We start from the raw sequence: 16803 nt of genomic DNA on the forward strand, positions 1-16803 counted from the left end.
TGATGTGATCGCTTCCCTTCGCCGCTTGAGTCTGCTGGCCTGCGCGCTACTCGCGACGCCGCTTTCTTTTGCTACGGACACCCCTACGCCGCGGGAAATGTGGCACGGCGCGGTGGAATTGCAGTATGCCGAGCTGAGTGCCGCCTCCGAGCGTTTGGAGTCCAGCGTCGCGCGCTTTTGCCAAGCCCCTGATGAGGTACTCAGGCAGCGGCTGGAAAACGACTGGCTGAGCGCCTATCAAGCTTGGCAGGCAGTACGTTTTATCCAGTTTGGCCCGGTCGAGCAGAACAGCCGGGGCTGGCAGCTGCAGTTCTGGCCGGATCGCAAAAATCTGGTGGGCCGCAAGGTAGGCGTGTGGCTAAAAGCAACCGACGCTCCGGATGCCCAGGATATAGCCGGTGACAGCGTGGCGATCCAGGGCTTTCCCGCTCTTGAGTACTTGCTCTATGACGACGCCATGGACGAACAGGCCCTGAACGACCCCAACACCTGTTCGTTGATGCAGGCCATCACCACTCAACTCGCGGATACTACAAGTGCGCTGCATCGCGATTGGCAAGCCTTTGGCGAGCACTATCTTGATACTGCTAATTACACCGAAACCACACTGGCCAGCGCGATCCAGGCCCTCGAACTACTTGAAGATAAGCGTCTTGGTGAGCCTATGGGGCTGAAAGGTACACCCGCCAACGGCTACTTGGCCGAAGCGTGGCGTAGCGGACAAACGGTTCGTTTGGTAGAGAGCAGCCTGGAAGGCCTGCGTACCGGCTTCTTGCCGGGGCTCACTGCACTGTTGCGCGAGGCCGATGCGCTGCCGCTCGCCGAGACGTTTCGTGATCAGTTGGATAAGACGCTCGTTCAGGCCAGCGAACTGCCGCCGGGCTTGGCGCCTGCTCTTGACGACGAAGAGGCGTTTCGCGGTCTGCAGTCGCTCTACCTCAATATCAGCCAGCTGCGCCATCTGCTGGGGAACGAGATTGCAAGTGAACTCGGTCTGATGCGTGGCTTTAATTCCAGCGACGGAGATTAAGCCATGCATCGACGGCAGGTACTCAAAGTGGGGTTGGGAAGTGTGGCCATGGCGCTGATCCCGCTGAGCTGGGCGCTGCCCGCTCGGGAGGAGGCCGCTTGGTTGTTCAGCGCAGTGGATGACCCCAGTGGAGGGCATTTCATCGCCGGGGTGGCGTTGGATGGCCAGACCCGCTTTATGATTGAGGTGCCTGAGCGCTGCCACGGCGGCTGCTTACGACCTGATTCGCGCCAGGCGGTATTGTTTGCCCGGCGCCCGGGCACGCGGATGTATGTGATCGATGGCGACAGCCGCCAATTAGTTCACACCCTTGCGGCCGGTGAGGGTTATCACTTCTACGGGCACGGGGTGTTTGATCTGAGTGGGCGCTACCTGTACGTCACCGCCAATCGCCTGGAGGATAGCGCCGGGCTTGTGCAGGTTTACGATGCTGAAAACGCCTACACCCATATGCGCGATATGCCGCTGGACGGTATTGGGCCCCATGAGCTTAGGCTGATGCCCGATGGCGACACCCTGGTGATTGGTTTGGGGGGCATCCAGACGCACCCAGACTACGGTCGGGTTAAGCTTAATCTGGACACCATGGCCCCGGCGCTGTTGCTGATGAATCGCCATGACGGCAAGATGCTAGCCCGCCACGAACCTTCACACCATCAGCTAAGTTGCCGTCATCTTGACGTGGCGGCGGACGGCACGGTGATCGCTGGCTACCAGTTTGAAGGCCCCGAGTGGGAGAGCCATCCGCTAATCTGTCGCCTGGATACTGATAGACGTTTCTCTGAGCTGACGCTTGACGATGAGCTGACTGCCAGCTTGAACCACTACATCGCCAGCGTTGCCTTTAGCCGTGTCTCTGGCAATGTCCTGGTGACGGCCCCTCGCGGCAACCGAGTGCTGCTACTGGATGCCGTGCACGGCAATCTTGTTGCTAACCTAGCGCTGCCCGACGCTGCTGGTGCGCGGTGCGATGGCACCGGTGGCTTTCTGGTCTCCTCCGGTCAGGGCGGGCTCTATCGTGTAGCCCCTGACTTGGCGATACCCGAACTGCTTGCCAGCCTGGAACTTCGCTGGGATAACCATCTGACATAACGTTCTGAAATAAAGCGCTGGTATAGAACTTTAATATAGAACTTTGAAACAGGCCTTAGAAATCGCCTTCTGACACAAGCTGTCAGGCTAGACGTTTGAAGCCAACATGAATGACGCCTTCTTGGTGAGTGACGCTGCTGTTAGACTTCAGCGCTCTTTACAGGCAGGAAGACAAGGAACCCCATGGAACTGCTGCGCTTAGTATTTCATCATTACCGCTGGCCCTTTTTAGGCGCCATTGCTCTGAGCCTATTGAGCGCTGGCTTAGGGGTAGGGGTGATTGCGTTTATCAACCAGCGGCTTATTGAGGTAGGCAGTATGGCGGCGCTGCCGCAATTTCTAGGCCTGCTGGCGGTGCTACTGGTGGTCACGCTAAGTACACAATTAGCGCTAACCGTACTGGGGCATCACTTTGTGTTTGATCTGCGCTCACGGCTGGTAAAGCGTATTCTCGACACCGATATTGAGCGCTTGGAGCAGTTGGGTAACGCCACACTGCTTGCCAGCTTGTCGAGTGATGTGCGCAACATCACCATTGGCTTTGTGCGCCTACCCGAGTTGATTCAGGGCGTGGTGCTAACGCTTGCCTCGGTGGCTTATCTGGCCTGGCTCTCGCCGCAGATGGTGGTGATCACCGTGCTATGGATCGCGTTCACCATGGGCGTGGGTTGGTGGTTGGTCTCTAAGGTATATCGTCATTTTCATCTGGTACGCGAAAGCGAAGACAGTCTCTATAAGGATTTCCAGTCGGCCATTGAAGGGCGCAAAGAATTGGCGCTGAACCGAGACCGTGCACGGCGCTTTTTTGATGAGCGCTATACCGCCAATGCCCGCGACTACCGTTACCACATCATCCGCGCCGATACCTACCACCTCAGTGCCAATAACTGGTCTAACATTATGATGTTAGGCGCTATCGGCGTCGTGTTTTTCCTCTCCAATGGCCTGGGTTGGGCGAACACCACCGTGGCTTCCACCTTTGCGCTGACGCTACTGTTTCTGCGCACGCCGCTAATTCAGGCAGTGGGTGCTTGGCCAACCTTGATTAGTGCACAAGTGGCCTTCGATAAATTAAGCAGTTTGGAACTAGCCGAATACCAGCCAAGCTTTGCGGTAGCCGATACGCTGACCGATTGGCAGCGCCTTGAACTAGAAGAGGTCACCTACCACTACCCGAATACTGCCCAGGGCGAGGGTTTCCAAGTAGGGCCTCTCAGTATGACCCTTGAGCGCGGTGAGCAGGTATTTCTGATTGGCGGTAATGGCAGCGGTAAGTCGACCCTGGCAAGGCTGCTCTCGGGGTTATACCGCCCGCAGAGCGGTTCAATTAAGATCGATGGCCAAGTGATTAATGCCGACCAGTGGGAGGCCTTTCGCGCCCGCTTCGCCAGCGTGTTTACCGACTTCCATCAGTTTGATCAGGCCATGGGCCCTGAAGGGCTATCTGCTGACCCGCAAGTTATTGATACCTGGCTCGAACGGCTGCAGATGCAGCATAAGTTGCAGTGGGAGGGTGATCGGGTCGTTAATACTCAGCTTTCCCAAGGGCAGCGTAAGCGCTTGGCGCTGCTGCTAGCGATTGCTGAAAAACGCGATGTCTTACTGCTTGATGAGTGGGCGGCGGATCAAGACCCACAGTTCCGGCGGCTGTTCTATCGTGAATTGTTACCGCACTTAAAAGCGATGGGCAAAACCGTGTTTGCTATCAGCCATGACGACAGCTATTTCATCCACGCTGATCGGTTGCTGGAGATGTCGAAGGGGCAATTAAGCGAACTGAAAGGCGAGCAGCGTGCGAGAGCAAGTGAAGACGCAGTAGCGCAAATTAATACCTAGTAAGTGTTAGGATGTGACCTGTTTGGCGCGCTTGCGTGCTTCCAGATCGCAGCCCTCCAGCGGACAAGTACCACACGTATCGAACTCTTCCAATAAGTAGCGCAGGCAGCAGAGCTTGCGCACTCGCTTAACCTCCTCACTACCCTTGGGCGAAAAGTAACGCACCGGTTGAAATAGCGGGTTGCGCCTGCCGTTGGGCAGAGTTTTTGCCTCCAGCAACGCTTTGGTCGACTCAATTGCCTGCCGATTAGCAAGAGGATGCTCGGCCAGCGCATTCGCGTAGTAATCCAGGTAACCGCCTGCATTGCTCCAGAAGACCCGTTGCGCGGCCCCCGAGATCGCCGCTAACTGCTCAATCAGCGGCGCCCAATGCTGCTGAATGAGAGTAGCAAAGCGTTCAAACGGGTCGTGGGTGGTTAGCGTTGTGCCTTCGTGGAGCAGCCATAGCCGCGACGTGGCGCCTTTTTCATTAAAGATAACCTGTAGGTCATCCAACCCCATCGGCAAGTCCCGATTAAGTAACAGGTTCGCTGTTAACGCAGGAACCGTCAGGGCGCTGAAATGCCACTTTGACCAAATCGATACCACCGCCCGTGGGTCACCGTCTGGGTACTGCTCAGCGAAGCGGGCGAGATCCTGTTTTAGCCAGTCGGTATCCCGCCAGCGGGCTGTTTTAAATGCTTCCAACGGCGGCGTGCCCCCTATTAAGGGCGGCGTAAAGTTTGCCAACGGCCCGGTGTAACAGGCGTCCAACGAAGGCTCGAACAGTTGCGGCTGATGTAAGGCAAGGGGCATAACCGAACTCCAACACTAGGCGCGGGGAAAGAAACAGTGGCTTAGGTTAAACGGTAATGACTATCAATTAAAGATATTTGTTGAGAATGAGTGCGCTTTAAATAAGTGCTCAAGCGTTAAACTTATTGCGCCACAGCGATATTATGCTCTCCGTTGGGGTGCTTCATGACCTGCATCGGTAGGCCATAAATCGCCTCTAAAGTACTACAGCTCATTAATTCACCAGGGCTGCCATGAGCCAATAGACGACCGCTGTGCAGCGCCATCAACTCGTCGCAGTAACGCGATGCCATGTTGATATCGTGTAACACGATAATCACACCAAGGTTCAACTCGTCACACAGCTTGCGGATCAGCGCTAATACTTCCATTTGATGCGCGATATCCAGCGCCGCTAGCGGTTCATCCAGCAGCAGAAAACGGCTGCCCTGGGCGAGTAGCATGGCTAGCCACACCCGCTGGCGCTCGCCGCCGGAGAGTGTGTCGACCAAGCGGTCGGCAAAGGCCTCAGTGTGGGTCAATGCGATGGCGCGCTCTACGGCGTCTTTGTCTTTCTGAGTGTGACGACCCAGCAGTCCATGCCATGGGTAGCGACCAAAGCCGACCAACTCGCGGCCGGTCAGGTTCTCAGCGCTGGGTAAATGTTGAGGTAAATAAGCGACTTGGCGAGCAAATTCACGGTTGCCCCAATCTTTCAGTGGACGCTGATCAAACTCAATTCCCCCACCACTAATCGACTGTTGCTGTGCCATCAGCTTGATTAACGTCGATTTCCCCGAGCCGTTATGGCCAATCAGGCCGTAAACTTTGCCTTCATGAAAGCTGTGGTCAATAGGATGTAAAATCGGCTTCCCATTGATTTCAAAGGTGACGCCTTTGACCTCAAACATGAATGACTCCTGGCGATGGGGTTATCAATATTGCTCTATTCTAGTGCTAATGGTTCTCATTTTTAACAGAAAAGTGAAAAGATTTTATGCCGGAGCGCAAAGAGCACATGCTGCACCGATTGATCGGTTGCGCTTGGAGAGTGGCAAACTGGTAGCACCAGAGCCGGATGGTAAGCAGTCTACTAGCGCGAATATGGTGTTTTCGGCGGCCAATTGAAATGACTATGGCTCTAGGTAGCAGAGGACTGTTAAGAAGGATATCAACCCAGCGGGTTAGAATTTTGTCCATTCGTTATGTTCTGGATCTTTGTGAACAATATCTGAGACAGCATGATGCAATGCAAAATACGAAGTCTCTGATATTTTTGCCCAAAGTCTAGGACAAGCGACTTTGCTTTTTTAGGGATCGTGTACGATCTTTTGATCATGAGGTAAGCAAAATAGTCTGGTGTGTGTGAAATATAGCAATTGCATTATTTCATTTATAAATAATGCAGTATTACTAATAAGCACACATGTGAATACACCTATTCAAAAGCTTTAATTCCTTAATATTCCCCAATATATATCGGAATAATATAGCCACCTAAATAGCTCCTATCGTAACTGATATCTTTAAGCCTTTTTAGAATATGCCACGACAATAACAATTAGCATGAGGTTGCACATGAGAATAACAGAACAATACAGCCGCTTTGGCCGTCTTCCCTTTGCTGCAGCCTGCGCAGTAATGTCCTCCGCGTTCATGGTGGGAAATGTGCAGGCCCAGCAAAGTGAGTTTCCCGATGAGCCGGTGGAAATTGGTTTCGCAGCGCATAGTATCGACTTGGGTGCCATATTTGGGCAGTTGCGGGAAGGTTTTCGTGAGCACCTTGACGAAGCAGGACTCGAATATGAGTTCTATCAGGCCGCCCCTGATACGCCTTCGAGCCATGCTCAAATGGTGCAAAACCTTGAAAATTTTGCCTCACAAGAGTTGGACTATGTGTTGATGGGACCAACCTCCCTGGATCTTAATGAGCCTGGGCTAATGGCTATCGCCGACTCTGGCGCCAAACTATTGATGACTGACTATGAGCGTCCCGAAGGCGGTGTTCCATATGATGACGCAGTGTTGAACTGGGTCGTCTACAGCCATGATGAAATGGGTTATAAGACCGGCGACTGGTTAATGCATCACTTACGTGGTGAAGGCAACTTCGATCCTAAGATCGTTATGCTCTGGGGGCCTGCTGACTCTGAAATCTCGGAAGCACGCGGTCAAGGGGTTTTGCGTGCCTTCGAAGAGGCTGAAGACATTGATGTCGAAATCGTCTATGAAGCGTATGCGGACTTTGATCGTGATCTTGCCTATACGCAGACTGAGCGTGCTCTGGCCGCTTATGATTTCGATGCCATCGTGGCTCTCAATAGTTACATGTCGGTATCAGCCAGCCAAGCCTTGATAGCCAATGGATTGGAACCGGGTGAGATTATTGTCGGCGGCATGGGAGGCACGATTGCTGAGCTGGAAGGTGTGGCGCTTGGCGAGATAGGCGTAGCCCCCTTCAGAGACCCTCGCTCAATGGGGCGTGCCTCGGCAGAGGCCCTGTTGCAACACCTGACGGGTAATGAAGACCAGATCCAGAAGACGGTCTACTCCGATATTCCTGTCACCGAATCCGTCTACTCCATAGCTAAGTTCGTGCCTTTAGAGATGTTCGACGTCAACGCTTTTCTGCGTGACTACCACGGTCAATAAAAAAAGTAGCCGGAGCCGTTTTGTATCGATCCGGCTCTGGGTGACATTTCATCTTCTCATGGAGTGTCCTGCCACTCGTGCAGGATGATGAACGAGATACTTTAGGGGCATGGATTCTATGGATACGGCTGTTTCACCCCTGCTTTCTCTACAGGACCTGAGGAAATCATACGGTGCTATTGAGGCGGCAAGGGGAGTTTCTTTCGATATTTTTCCCAATGAAGTGGTCGCCATGGTGGGTGATAATGGTGCTGGCAAGTCCACTATCGTCAAGATGCTGTCTGGCGTTGTGAAGCCTGATGGCGGGCAACTCTTCTGGCAGGGTAAGTCGTTTCATCCCAGCGGTCCCGATGCAGTGCGTGACGCAGGTATCGAGACCATGTTTCAGGACCTTGCTCTGGTGAACGATGTTGATGCACCTGGCAACCTGTTCATGGGGCAGGAGCCAATGAAGCGGTGGCTAGGGTTCCTGCCGATCCTCGATCGCAAGAAAATGCGACTTGAAACCGAGCGTTTGTTGGATCAGATCAAGATCAAACTACAGTCAGTGGATCGTCCAGTACGGCTGATGTCGGGTGGCCAACGCCAGGCAATCGCCATTGCACGTATCCTTCTCTCCGCCAAGGCTCAATTGATGATTATGGATGAGCCAACGGCTGCTTTAGGCATTCAAGAGCAATCCAAGGTGCTTAATGTCATCAGAAATCTGCATGCTCAAGGTCTTTCGATCCTGGTTATCAGTCACAATCTGGAACATGTCTTTTCCATCGCCAACCGTATCGTGGTTGTACAGGGCGGTCGTATCGCGGCCAGCGTGGCCACAGATGAAGTCAGCCAGCAGGATGTCGTCCAATTGATCATGGGAGGACGCCTACAATGATGAGTTTAAATAGTAAGGCAAATGATTCAGGACTGGCCAAGCAAAAAGGGTCAAAGGCCTCCCTGCTTGATAAAATTAACCCGCTCATCATTGTGATCGTTTTTCTTTATGTAGGTATCACCCTGTTGAGTGATCGATTTCTCGATATTGGCAATCAAATGAATATCCTACGGCAAGTGGCGGTGTATTTGATAATCGCCCTGGGGATGACGTTTGTTATTGCAAGTCGTGGAATAGATCTCTCTGTAGGTTCGAGCTTGGGTCTTTGTGCCATGGTGCTTGGTACTTTGATTGAAGCGGGCACTCCTGTTGCTATTGCTATGGTGGTAGTGGTCGGACTAGGAACTTTGATAGGGGCCTTCAATGGCCTGGTCATTACACGCTTTCGAATTAATCCTCTGATCGTCACGCTGGGGATGCTGGTTGCTCTGCGCGGTGCTACTCACTTTTTCATGGGTGGTTCAATCATTCGGATGCCTGAATCTCTGAGGTTCATCGGACAGGGGTTCATTGGTTTCGTACCGGTTCCAGCGATCATTGCTTTGGTGGCGACGGCTTTTGCCTACTGGTTGTTTTTCCACACCCGTTTCGGTCGCCATACTGTCTCAATAGGTTCGAATGAAGATGCTTGCCAAGTGCTGGGTATTCATGTGAACCGGCACAAGGTGGCTGTCTATGCTTTTCAAGGAGCCTGCGTAGGCTTGGCGGCGGCGATTATCGTGGGCCGTCTTAATGCGGCATCACCTAGCCTTGGTAATCTCTACGAATTGCACATCATTGCCGCTGTGGTGCTGGGTGGCACGGCCCTTTATGGTGGTGTAGGGACCATTGGGGGCACCTTGTTGGGTATCCTGACCATTGGGATTCTCGAAAATGGGATGGTACTAATTGGGGCTGATTTTCATCTGCAGCGTGTGCTACTTGGCTTTTTGTTGATATTCGCGGTGGCCTATCAGGAGCACCGCCGCCGGGTCATTGATACCCGAGCCTTTTCTAGAATCAGAGAGGCCGAAGAGTAAGGTCTTTGTCAGCGTGGCGATTGATCAGGCTTTTAGCTATAGGTCTTGCCCAGACGCCAATAGCCCATGCTGGTAACGTACTGCTTGGGTAGCCCACACTCATTGACCAGGTAGCGGCGCAGCTTCATGGCGACCTTGGTTTCAGCGGCAATCCAGGCGTAGAAGGGCGCGCTGTCGTCCAAGGTGGCGGGTTCCCAGAGCGGAGCATTTTCATCCTCGTTGACATCACCGGTCGCGGTCGAGGGTTTGCCTCCCAGCGCAATGATCTCTTGCTGCAAATCAATATCGCGCAGCGCTCTCATCAACAACTCACCGTGTTGGCAGCCGGGCTCGGTATCGCGTGCCAGCCAGCGTAGCTTGCTGGCCTGGGGTAATGGCTGAGCATCGTCGCTGCGAGGCGTTTCGAATAGTGCTTCGACCTTGGGTTTGAGCGGCAGGTCATCAAGGGTTTCCAGAATGCCAGCGGCGGCGGGGAGGGCGGTTTCATCAGCGATGATCAAAATACGACGTACGCCTTGTGGTGGCTTCCACTCGTAACCTAGCTTTGGGCCTTCCGTATTTGCGGCAGGGGCCGTCATGGCTAGGCGGTCGCCTGGGCGGGCGTGCATGGCCCAACGAGATGCAGGGCCATTGTCGCCGTGGAGTACAAACTCTACATCTACCTCGGCTTTCTCCGGACGAAGGGCGCGGATGGTGTAGGTACGCGCAGCGGGGCGCTGGGCATCCGGTAGTGCTTGGTAGGCACCGTACCAGTCGTGTTCTTCCAGCTTGGCTATCTCAAACAGCGGATCGAGACTGCCGCCACTTTCAGGAAAGAACAGCTTGATGCGCTGATCGGGAGCGTAGGTTTCCATTCGGCCAACGTCAGGGCCAGTAAAGGTAAATTTGACTAACGAAGCGCTGACTTGGGTGCGCCGAGCAAGGGTGATATCGAAAAGCTGGTAGCGTTGCTTGGCAGCCATGGTAACTGTCTCCATTAGTAAAGGTGTCAATTGTAGTGCTAATAGTTATCATTTAGAATCTTTGCTTACTATTCAATGGCTAACTTTCAGACACTATTAAGGCTAAAAGATGACGCTGCTGCCTATCACGCTCCGCGTGGCGAAAAGCTCGGCTAATAAAAGAGGGTGTTCGCTATGCTAGGCGCCGCGCCATTTGCCCAACGAATAGGAGGAATGTCGCCTGCTAAAGCGTGCCTATTGCTTAGCCTGCCGATGTTGGTGCTGTTTTGGCTGGGTCTGCAGAGCCAGGGCGGTTTTACGCTGGGCCTGCAGGCGTTAGTGGCGCCTTCCTTTGAAAACGTTGACGAGCTGTTGCTTTATTACGCTTGGTGGCCGCGTTTCTCTATCGCGTTGTTAGCCGGGGGCGGCTTGGGGTTGGCAGGCGTGCTAATGCAGCAGGTGCTGCGTAACCCCCTAGCCTCGCCCACCACACTAGGAGTGGCATCGGGCGCTAACCTGGCGCTGATGACCGCCACGCTGCTGGCACCGGGGTTGCTTGTCGCCGGGCGCGAATGGGTCGCTCTACTGGGCGGCGCGCTGGCAGTGAGTTTAGTATTTCTGCTTTCGTGGCGGCGCGGGCTGGCGCCCATCGTGGTGGTGCTGGCGGGCTTGGTGGTGAATCTATACCTGGGGGCACTTTCCACAGCGCTGTTGCTGTTCAACCACGAAGCGCTCTCGGGGCTGCTGATCTGGGGCGCGGGCTCTCTGGCGCAAAACGGTTGGGATGGCGTGGCAGTGCTTTGGCCGCGGCTGGCCATTAGCTGCGTGGTCGCGTGGTTTTTATTGCGCCCGCTGGCGGTGCTGGAGTTGGATGACGCCAGTGCCAAAAGCCTGGGAGTATCGCTCACCTATTTGCGCTTTGCAGGCATGGGACTGGCAGTATTTATTACTGGCAGCGTTGTTAGCGTGGTGGGCATCATTGGTTTTATCGGCTTGGCAGCGCCCAATATCGTGCGTATGGCGGGTGCGCGCCGGTTAGGGCCACGGTTACTCTGGTCAACCCTATTAGGGGCCGTACTGTTGGCCACGACGGATCTATTGCTGCAGCAGTTTTCGGGCATGACGGCAGCCTTTATTCCTACGGGGGCGATTACCGGTGCGCTTGGGGCGCCACTATTAATGTGGCTTATTCCGCGTCTGAAACTGCAGGGCGACAAGCCGCCGCAAGGGGCCGGTGTTTTCGCCCATCGTCATCCTGCGCCTTCGCGCCTGGCTGTTGGCTTACTACTAGCGCTACTGGGGGCAACAGTGCTTGGCCTGCTCTTCGGCCAGGGTGTAGACGGCTGGTATTGGCTGGCGCCTGATAACTGGAATGTCATGCAGTGGCGCATGCCCCGGGTGATGGCGGCCGCAGCCAGTGGGTTGATGCTGGCGATTGCGGGGACGATTCTTCAGCGTCTTTCAGCCAATCCAATGGCCAGCCCTGAAGTATTGGGTATCAGTGGTGGCTGCGCCATTGCGCTGATTCTGGGGATTTTCCTGCTGCCCGCCCCCACCAATATGATGCTGATTGGTGTGGGCACCCTGGGGGCTTTCGCGACGCTACTGGTATTAGTGGGTATCAACCGCAAGAGCGGTTATCTCCCTGAACGTTTGCTGCTCACCGGGGTGGCGGTCAGTGCCTTGTTTGACGCGGTGCGCAGCGTGATGCTGGCGGGTGGCGACCCGCGTGGCCAAGAGGTGATCGCCTGGCTGGCGGGCTCTACCTATTACGTGGATATCACCAATGCGGTGGTGGTCGGGGGCATTGCCTCTGTATTGGCGCTGATCACGCTGCCCTTCACCCGCTGGCTGGATATCTTGCCCTTAGGCGCGCCGACGGCCAAGGCGCTTGGAGTAACGCTCAATCGTGCCCGTTTAGTGTTGCTTCTACTGGTGGCGCTGTTAACCGCCTGCGCCACCCTGGTGGTGGGGCCGCTTTCATTTATTGGCCTGCTGGCGCCGCATATGGCGCGCTTGGTCGGCTTCTCCCGTGCAGGGCAGCATCTGATGGGGGCGGCCTTGATCGGCATGCTATTGATGGTGCTGGCGGACTGGGTGGGGCGTCAGATTATATTTCCCTACGAGATACCAGCAGGCTTGGTCGCTTCGCTAATCGGCGGTGCCTACTTTATGTGGGGGCTGCGTAAGCTGTAAGCGATTATAAGAAAAATTAATAGGGTATTAGCAGGATGATTTTTAGTTATCCAAACTGCCCGTTACCTTAGTGCGATGTTTTAAGAGAGCGATGTGTTAACGCGATACTTATTCTGGTACTGGGGGCAGGGCAATGTGGGAGAGTTATCTCACCGGATTGGTGGTATGCGGCGGCATTATCATGGCGATTGGCGCGCAGAACGCCTACATCCTAGGGCTGGCCATTCGTCGCGAGTATCACTGGTGGTCGGCGGGGCTATGCATGAGTGCCGATATTATTCTGCTCACGGCGGGGATGTTTGGTGTGAGTGCGTTTCTGCTTACCATACCCAGCGCGTTGGAAGCGATGCGCTGGATGGGCGTCCTTTTTTTAAGCTGGTTGGCGGCGCAGGCATTATTCAGGGCCGTTAACGGTCGGCAAGGGTTGAGCGCCGAAGCGGGCAAAGCGCGTAGCTTAACGAAAGTGATTTTAGCCACGCTGGCCGTCACCGTACTCAATCCTCAGGTGTATCTGGATACCCTGCTGCTGATACCCGCCATTGGCGCCCAGCAGGAGAGCGCCGGCGTTTTTGTGGCGGGAGCCTCCACGGCTTCCATACTCTGGTTTAGCCTGCTGGCCTGGGGCGGCGCTGCACTCTCGCCCTGGCTTTCAAAACCCATCGCATGGCGTATTATCGACGGCCTGATTGGCGTGATGATGGCGGGTATTGCTGTGCATCTTGCCCTCGGGGCGTCATCACTCAATGCTTAGTGCCGACTAAAGTAGGTCTCCATCACTGTAATGACTTTATCAATATCCGCATCATTAATATCACGATGAACAACGAAGCGGGTAGCGTAAAGCAGTTCAATCAATATGCCGTGCTCTTTTAGCCAAATGGAAAGTGGTTTGACATGAGCGTCGGGAAAACTAGCAAAAACCATGTTGGTAGCCTGTGAGGTAATGTCGACCCCAGGCAGCTTTGCCAAGCCCTCTGCCAGACGCGCTGCACGGTGATGGTCATTCTTTAAATCAGCTACATGATGATCCAGGGCATGCTGGCACGCGGCGGCAATAATACCCGCTTGGCGCATACCGCCTCCGACAACTTTACGCCAACGACGGGCACGGTCGATCAATGCTTGAGAGCCCACCAGTGCCGAGCCGATGGGTGCGCCCAGGCCTTTTGAAAAGCATAACGATACGCTATCAAACGGAAGGCAAAGCTGCTTGAGCGAGGTATCCGTGGCTACCGCTGCATTAAACAGACGCGCACCGTCTAAATGCGTTGCCAACCCTCGTTCGCGGGCCAGTTCGGTTGCTTTTAATACATAGTCTGCGGGCAGTACTTTACCGCCAATCGTATTTTCCAGCGCCAGCAGTTTGCTGCGCGCAAAGTGAAAGTCGTCGGCTTTAATAGCAGCGCTTATTTTCTCTAATGGAAGGCTACCATCAGCGGCGTTTTCAATCGGCTGGGGTTGAATGCTACCTAAGACTGCCGCACCGCCGCCCTCATAGCGGTAGGTATGCGCCGACTGACCAACAATGTACTCATCGCCGCGTTCGCAGTGCGCCATTAGCCCCACTAAGTTACTTTGCGTGCCGCTAGGAAAAAGCAGCGCCGCTTCTTTGCCTGCTTGCTCAGCCAGGTTCGCTTGAAAGGTGTTCACCGTTGGATCATCGCCCCATACATCATCACCTAATGGAGCGGCTATCATGGCTTCCAGCATGGCGGGAGTGGGGCGGGTCACCGTATCACTGCGTAGATCAATCATCGTTAGGAGCTCCTTTTTATTAGTCAGGACAAATGCTTAAGGGCGCTCAACTAAGTAAGTTGTTAGCCATTATCTATGGTTGCCAGCATAATGCATGTTAAACCAGCATAGGTAACCTGATGGATCTAAAAAGCGGCTATCCCTTCTGGGCAGTAAAAAATGGTCTGCTGTCTGCCTTCCCACAGCTTACCCACAATCACCGAAGTGACGTTGTGGTGGTTGGGGGCGGGATTACCGGGGCGCTGATCGCCAATGAGCTGAGCCGTCACGGACATCATGTCGTGGTGCTTGAGCGGCGTGATGTAGGGTGGGGAAGCTCTGCTGCCAGCACGGGCTTGCTACAGTACGAAATTGACACCCATATGTCTCACTTAGCCAAGCGATACGGGGAAACCGATGCATTACTTGCTTACCAAGCTTGCGCTGATGCCATCGGTGAGCTTGAAACCTTAGCGGCAGGCATGGGTGATGTCGATTTTGAACGTCAGCACAGCCTTTATTATGCCAGTAACGAAGAGCATGTGGCGCCCCTCAAAGAAGAGTTGGCGCTGCGCCAAAAGCATGGATTTGAGGCCGAGTGGCTTGGCTCCGAGGCTATTTTAGCAGAGTACGGTTTTGCTGCACCTGGGGCGATCCTCACTAAGTTAGCGGCCAGTGTCGATCCGTATCGTATGGCTTATCAGCTATTTGCCAAGGTCATTGAACGGGGCGGAGAAGTCTATGACCGAACTCAAATGGAGGAAATGGCACCGGATGAGCAGGGCGTCACGTTAACGCTAACCAATGGCGCTACGTTGCGTTGCCAATATGTGGTGATGGCGACGGGGTATGAGTCACAAACATGGTTGCCTAAACCGGTTGCCGTTAATCGGAGCAGCTACGCATTTATCACCGATCCGCTGTCACTAGAAACGTTGGGTAAGCTACGTCACACAATGTTGTGGGAATCGGCGCGCCCCTACCTTTATATGCGAACCACTGGCGATGGCCGCCTGTTGGTGGGTGGCGATGATGATGAGAACGATATTCCCGCACGACGTGATGCGCGAGTCGAGGAAAAAGCCAGGGGATTAACGCGTAAGGTAGAGGCGCTTTGGCCGACACTCGATATTAACCCTACTTTTTCCTGGGGTGGCACCTTTGCGGAAACAGAAGACGGCTTGCCTTTTTTTGGTCCTCACGAGGCGCACGGTCCACGTGTACATTTCGCCATGGCCTACGGTGGCAATGGTATTAGCTATAGCATGATTGGCGCAAAGCTACTACGGGCACTTATTGAAGGTAAATCGCATCCCTTGGCAGAGCTTTTTTCGTTCCGGCGGCTAATGTAATAGCCGTATAAATCATGATGGCGAGCCTGCTTAAAGCGAGTATCCTTATTCAATATTCATAAGGATAGAGGACGATGGAGCAGACACTTTACTTACGTGCACTTGAGCGTAACGATTTGCGCTTTGTCCACGAGCTCAATAATAACCAGAGCATTATGTCGTATTGGTTTGAAGAGCCTTACGAGTCATTCGATGAGTTGGAAGAGTTATATAACAAGCACATCCATGACAATGCCGAGCGGCGATTTGTTGCTGAGGACAGCCATGGTAATGCAATCGGTTTGGTAGAGTTGATCGAGATCGACTACATCCACCGCAGCGCCGAGTTTCAAATCATCATTGCCCCAGCTCACCAGGGCAAAGGATTTGCCCGTTCGTTGATCCGCCAAGCCTTGCACTACTCGTTCACGATTTTAAACCTGCACAAGGTATATCTGATTGTAGCGGTGGAGAACGTCAAAGCGATCCATCTCTACGAAGAGAGCGGTTTTATTGAGGAGGGACACCTAGTAAAGGAGTTCTTTATTAACGGAAAATACAGGGATGTGAAGCGCATGTATATCCTACAGGGTACCTATCTTGGGCAGTTGAATACGACCGAAGCGCCTGAGTCTAACTGGCTGTAACCATTCTGATAAAACGATATAAGAACGCCTCGTAGATACGAGGCGTGGGAGGCGCTTTCGCATATCGCCAAGCATTTCCTGCTCTTAGCCCAAGTAGGCCTTAATGGCGTCATATGCTGCACGTTGCTGCTGAGCGCGTTCTGCCCACACTTCCATGATGTCGGCTTCCATCGTCTGTCTGTGGTTAGCTGAGTACTGCATGGCGGCCACTCCTTTTTCCAGGGGATACGTGAAAGGTATTGTTATACAGAGGACAATTTTTTATACACAAATTGAGTTGTGCAAAGCAGCATTGTCACTGTCGAGCAAGATAATAAGGGCTTTTACAGCCAGGGGGTAGCCCAAACGATGTAGGCGATTGACTATTTTTGTAAGCCTAAGCTTACAAATAGCTAGCTAATAGTACTATCGTATTGAATGGAAACGTTTTTCATAAAAATAAAAAAGCCGGAAGTTATCCCGGCTTCGGTCACTATCTTTTAGTCTTAAAAGGCAAAAAAGCCTGAATTAACCTAAATAGGCTCTCAGAGCCTCGGCTGCGGCAAGATTCCATTGTGCGTTCAAGCTCCAGAATTCCAGAACTTCATTATCGTGTGCAGGGGTGATGATTAAAAAAGTCATTTGGCGGTCCTCCTAGTGGGACGACCCCTGGAGTATAACGCATCCTTGTT

14 protein-coding genes are annotated in these 16803 nt (G+C 53.7%); 10 read left to right on the forward strand and 4 right to left on the reverse strand.

The window, feature by feature from the left end; translation table 11 throughout:
- Positions 1 to 4: 4 nt before the first annotated feature.
- From ACW44H_RS03805 to ACW44H_RS03815, 3 genes are all read left to right on the forward strand, one after another.
- Positions 5 to 1030, forward strand: coding sequence for an imelysin family protein (locus tag ACW44H_RS03805; protein ID WP_457507022.1), 1026 nt, complete (start codon positions 5 to 7; stop codon positions 1028 to 1030).
- 3 nt (positions 1031 to 1033) lie between these two features.
- Entirely contained in the window at positions 1034 to 2122 is a 1089-nt protein-coding gene (locus ACW44H_RS03810; protein ID WP_457507024.1) for a DUF1513 domain-containing protein, read from the forward strand.
- A 183-nt stretch (positions 2123 to 2305) separates the two neighbouring features.
- Positions 2306 to 3958, forward strand: a complete 1653-nt coding sequence (locus ACW44H_RS03815) for a multidrug ABC transporter permease/ATP-binding protein (RefSeq protein WP_457507026.1) — start codon at positions 2306 to 2308, stop codon at positions 3956 to 3958.
- 6 nt (positions 3959 to 3964) lie between these two features.
- On the opposite strand, the gene fhuF is transcribed toward ACW44H_RS03815, so the two are convergent.
- Positions 3965 to 4753: a siderophore-iron reductase FhuF gene (gene fhuF / locus ACW44H_RS03820; RefSeq protein WP_457507028.1), complete on the reverse strand. Its 789-nt coding sequence runs from the start codon at positions 4751 to 4753 to the stop codon at positions 3965 to 3967.
- 122 nt (positions 4754 to 4875) lie between these two features.
- Positions 4876 to 5643, reverse strand: a complete 768-nt coding sequence (locus ACW44H_RS03825; protein WP_457507030.1) for an ABC transporter ATP-binding protein — start codon at positions 5641 to 5643, stop codon at positions 4876 to 4878.
- A 667-nt stretch (positions 5644 to 6310) separates the two neighbouring features.
- Between ACW44H_RS03825 and ACW44H_RS03830 the strand changes: the two genes are divergently transcribed.
- The 3 genes from ACW44H_RS03830 to ACW44H_RS03840 all read left to right on the forward strand — a co-directional run bounded on the left by ACW44H_RS03830 (position 6311) and on the right by ACW44H_RS03840 (position 9283).
- A complete protein-coding gene (locus tag ACW44H_RS03830; RefSeq protein ID WP_457507032.1) occupies positions 6311 to 7384 on the forward strand; it encodes a sugar ABC transporter substrate-binding protein in 1074 nt (357 codons plus the stop codon).
- 109 nt (positions 7385 to 7493) lie between these two features.
- On the forward strand, positions 7494 to 8264 hold the full coding sequence (locus ACW44H_RS03835) for an ATP-binding cassette domain-containing protein (protein ID WP_457507033.1): 771 nt from the start codon (positions 7494 to 7496) through the stop codon (positions 8262 to 8264).
- Positions 8261 to 9283, forward strand: a complete 1023-nt coding sequence (locus ACW44H_RS03840) for an ABC transporter permease (protein ID WP_457507035.1) — start codon at positions 8261 to 8263, stop codon at positions 9281 to 9283. The genes ACW44H_RS03835 and ACW44H_RS03840 overlap by 4 nt, the downstream gene beginning before the upstream one ends.
- 32 nt (positions 9284 to 9315) lie before the next feature.
- Here ACW44H_RS03840 and ACW44H_RS03845 read toward each other — a convergent pair whose 3' ends face one another.
- Entirely contained in the window at positions 9316 to 10245 is a 930-nt protein-coding gene (locus ACW44H_RS03845) for a siderophore-interacting protein (protein ID WP_457507037.1), read from the reverse strand.
- Positions 10246 to 10419: 174 nt separating this feature from the next.
- Here ACW44H_RS03845 and fhuB point away from each other — a divergent pair, with 174 nt between their 5' ends.
- Positions 10420 to 12420 (forward strand): Fe(3+)-hydroxamate ABC transporter permease FhuB, encoded by a 2001-nt coding sequence (fhuB, locus tag ACW44H_RS03850; RefSeq protein ID WP_457507038.1) that lies wholly within the window; start codon positions 10420 to 10422, stop codon positions 12418 to 12420.
- Between the two features lie 133 nt (positions 12421 to 12553).
- A complete protein-coding gene (locus ACW44H_RS03855; RefSeq protein WP_457507040.1) occupies positions 12554 to 13171 on the forward strand; it encodes a LysE/ArgO family amino acid transporter in 618 nt (205 codons plus the stop codon).
- Here ACW44H_RS03855 and ltaE read toward each other — a convergent pair.
- Positions 13168 to 14175: a low-specificity L-threonine aldolase gene (gene ltaE, locus ACW44H_RS03860; protein ID WP_457507042.1), complete on the reverse strand. Its 1008-nt coding sequence runs from the start codon at positions 14173 to 14175 to the stop codon at positions 13168 to 13170. The genes ACW44H_RS03855 and ltaE overlap by 4 nt on opposite strands.
- A 119-nt stretch (positions 14176 to 14294) precedes the next feature.
- Between ltaE and ACW44H_RS03865 the strand changes: the two genes are divergently transcribed.
- Both ACW44H_RS03865 and speG read left to right on the forward strand, forming a co-directional pair.
- The gene (locus tag ACW44H_RS03865; RefSeq protein WP_457507044.1) at positions 14295 to 15506 is read left to right on the forward strand and encodes an NAD(P)/FAD-dependent oxidoreductase; all 1212 of its coding nucleotides are present in this window, start codon (positions 14295 to 14297) and stop codon (positions 15504 to 15506) included.
- A gap of 74 nt (positions 15507 to 15580) precedes the next feature.
- Positions 15581 to 16132, forward strand: a complete 552-nt coding sequence (speG, locus tag ACW44H_RS03870) for a spermidine N1-acetyltransferase (RefSeq protein ID WP_457507046.1) — start codon at positions 15581 to 15583, stop codon at positions 16130 to 16132.
- The last annotated feature ends 671 nt before the right edge of the window (positions 16133 to 16803 follow it).

The sequence above is a fragment of the Vreelandella sulfidaeris Esulfide1 genome (assembly GCF_054072535.1).